The following is a 2,794-nucleotide window of genomic DNA, read 5'->3' as shown; positions in this document are numbered from 1 at the left end:
ACCCGTATCGCACCGAACACCAAAATCGTCCACCACGCAGTCCTCGCCGTCGAAGAATGCGACACCGACTACGACCGCTACAAGACCGTGCACAACGCTGAATGCACAGGCCTGCGCGACCCCGAGAACATCCACGTCGACGCAGGAATCAAAACCCTCAATGACCTCGCCGAGCTCCTCTCCGGCTACGCCATCTGCCAGGAAGGATTCGACGCAGCAGACATGAAACGCGCACTCAAACCCTGCGCGCTCAAGGCCATCGGCCTCGCCTGAGCGCGCTTGCTGTCCCCTGGCACTCGCAGCCCAGCGGCAGGGGACAGCAAGCACCCACCCACTGCGAACGGAGCCCGCGCCCATGCTTGGTATCCTCGCGATCATCACCATCCTTGTGGCACTCCCCGCACACCTCTACTTCGGGCAACCACACCCAGCACTCGCCGCAGCGTTAAGCGTCCTCGCCGTCGTGGCCGTCGCATCGGTCGCAGTCGGCAACATGCTCGAGCCGCAGCTCCTGCCCGCCCTCTTTGCTTTCGACCTCGGCAGAGCAGTGACTTCCTGAAGCCGTTCAAGCAACCTCAGGACTGATCACCCCACCGCTTGCAATGTCCCATGATGAGACATATAATAGAGGTAGCAGGGCGGGAAACACCCCAGGGCCCGAGATCCGGCAGGAGGCCGACATGAACACCACACGAAACACCCCCAGCCAGGCACAGCGCCTCATCACCCGCATCAACGCCAACACAGCATCGAAGACCAAGCTCTACCCCAAAGCCCTCGACAAGCACCTCATCGCCGCCCGCACCTTCGCCGAACGCAAAGGCGGCCGCAACGACGACGGCACATGGACCAACCCCAACTACAGCCTCGAGCGGATCTGGGACAACGCCGACTCAGCTCTCATCGCTCTCGGCCACTACCGCGAAGCCGTCGCCAACCCCAACCACTCCCGCCACCGCCGCGTCCGCATCAACGCCACCGAGAACAACACGAGGATCTGCATCGAACGCCTCATCACCGACCTCGGTCGGTACAACGGCCCCCGCTGAACCAACATCCACTCTGGGCCGGGGCGCTCGCCTCGGCCCGCCCACGGACCAGGAGACGACCGTGAACACCACCACACCTACACAGCCGGCTACGACCTTCGCCGTCCTCAACTGCCCTGTCACCGAAGTCCTCGGCATCTACACCACCGAAACCGCAGCCACCACAGCTGCCACCCGCTTCGGACAGGCCAGCTTCGCCTACGAACTCAACACCACCGAAACCCAGGCGCTCGCCGCACAGGTCGGCGGTTACGTGTGCAAGAGCTGCGGAGATCCCGCACCGATCGGCGTCGGATATGCCAGTCCCGGCCTCGAGGCCTTCATCGCTTCACAGGAACTCACCGAATGCGGCTGCGGGTACAGCCAGACACCCCCAACGCTGACGGGAACCGACCACTAACCGCATGTCATCCCACCCGGCACGGTAACGAGAGAACCACCGGGCGGGGCAGACCAGACGAAGGAGACACCACCGTGAGCGCATTCAGCAGCGGAGATACATGATGCAGGGAAACCCCGAAAAGGAACCTCTAGGGATCTGGAAGACGCTTCGTGAGCTAGGAGTGTTCGCTATCGCTGCGGCCGTAGGCGTGGCGTTATCCCCCCAGGACTCTGGCTGGTGGCTTGGTCTCCCCCTGATTCTGCTATTGCTAGCAACAGTGGAGATGAGACGACCGGAGAGCCAAATGCGCACATCGTGGGTCGTAGCATCCATGATGCTTGTTCGCGCCTTCCTTGGCGGCTACTTCTCAGCACTCTTGGCGATATCAGTGCATGGGAATCTATCAGGCGACGAGATTGCCCACTTCACGCTCCTCAACAACTGCCTGATGATCGTATGCCTACTTGGCATGGGCGCCACTCATCTACTGGAACGGTACGTGCAGCGATTCGAATGAAGCGCTCGCCGGTGATGCACAGCCCTGGATTGCCCTGGCAACCATTACCGTCGCAACAACGATTGCGATGCCTAGCCAGAATAGACTTGCCATATGGCGAGGGAACTCATCGAAATCATGTACGACGACATTGACGGCACCCCAATCACCGGCGCCGAAGACGGGCGCAGTGTCACCTTCGGAATTGATCGGGTCAACTACGCGATGGAGCTGAGCGCACCCAACGCGGAAGAACTGGAGAAGCAACTCGAGCCGTTCATCCGTGTAGCCCGGATCGTTAAGAGCCCCAAACAAGCCAAACAGGTTCGGCGCAGCAGAAAGACTCTCGACAAGATTAGAACCTGGGCAAGAGAAGCCGGATACGACATCTCCGTCTATGGGCGCGTCCCCATGGCCGTCGAAGAGGCCTACAACAAAGAACACTAAGACTCACCCGCATGAACACACGTGAGCGCTCGCCATAGTCAACGCATCTCGAGAAACGCAGAGCAGCGCAACGCAATCAGAGCACGGGGCGAATGCAGCCGAATTCACAGCCCCTGACCGTGGACCCATCCCGCTAAAAGTCAAAGATGCCTACGACAACACCCACTAAGCGCAGATAGCCGGCCCCGCTCTCAACCTGGCCCGCCCTTCACCGCCAACGTGGTGCATGCCGTCACGCTAACCAGCCCCGTCATGGTTGACATACCAATATCGGCAGAGGAAACTATCACAAACGATAGCTTTGATTAACAGGAGTCATAATGGCGTCTCTCGGATTCATCGGTCGCGACGAAGTAGCAACCCTTATGGACATCACGCCGGGCCGCGTCTCGCAGCTGCAAACAGAAGATCCCCAGTTCC

Annotated in this window: 5 protein-coding genes; all 5 read left to right on the top strand. The window is 60.3% G+C overall.

Annotation, left to right across the window (positions count from 1 at the left end; translation table 11 throughout):
* Positions 1–273, top strand: a 273-nt coding sequence (locus ACTICP_RS16330) for a hypothetical protein (protein WP_441894147.1), incomplete at its 5' end; no start/stop codon positions are given.
* An 82-nt stretch (positions 274–355) separates the two neighbouring features.
* Entirely contained in the window at positions 356–559 is a 204-nt protein-coding gene (locus ACTICP_RS16325; protein ID WP_441894145.1) for a hypothetical protein, read from the top strand.
* Between the two features lie 121 nt (positions 560–680).
* A complete protein-coding gene (locus ACTICP_RS16320) occupies positions 681–1,049 on the top strand; it encodes a hypothetical protein (protein ID WP_441894143.1) in 369 nt (122 codons plus the stop codon).
* A 61-nt stretch (positions 1,050–1,110) separates the two neighbouring features.
* The gene (locus ACTICP_RS16315; RefSeq protein WP_441894141.1) at positions 1,111–1,449 is read left to right on the top strand and encodes a hypothetical protein; all 339 of its coding nucleotides are present in this window, start codon (positions 1,111–1,113) and stop codon (positions 1,447–1,449) included.
* 592 nt (positions 1,450–2,041) lie between these two features.
* The gene (locus ACTICP_RS16310) at positions 2,042–2,374 is read left to right on the top strand and encodes a histone-like nucleoid-structuring protein Lsr2 (protein ID WP_441894140.1); all 333 of its coding nucleotides are present in this window, start codon (positions 2,042–2,044) and stop codon (positions 2,372–2,374) included.
* Positions 2,375–2,794 lie beyond the last annotated feature (420 nt).

Origin of the sequence: Microbacterium sp. (genome assembly GCF_052102115.1) — a bacterium.
Lineage (GTDB): Bacteria > Actinomycetota > Actinomycetes > Actinomycetales > Microbacteriaceae > Microbacterium.
This window is presented reverse-complemented; position numbering and strand designations above follow the sequence as displayed.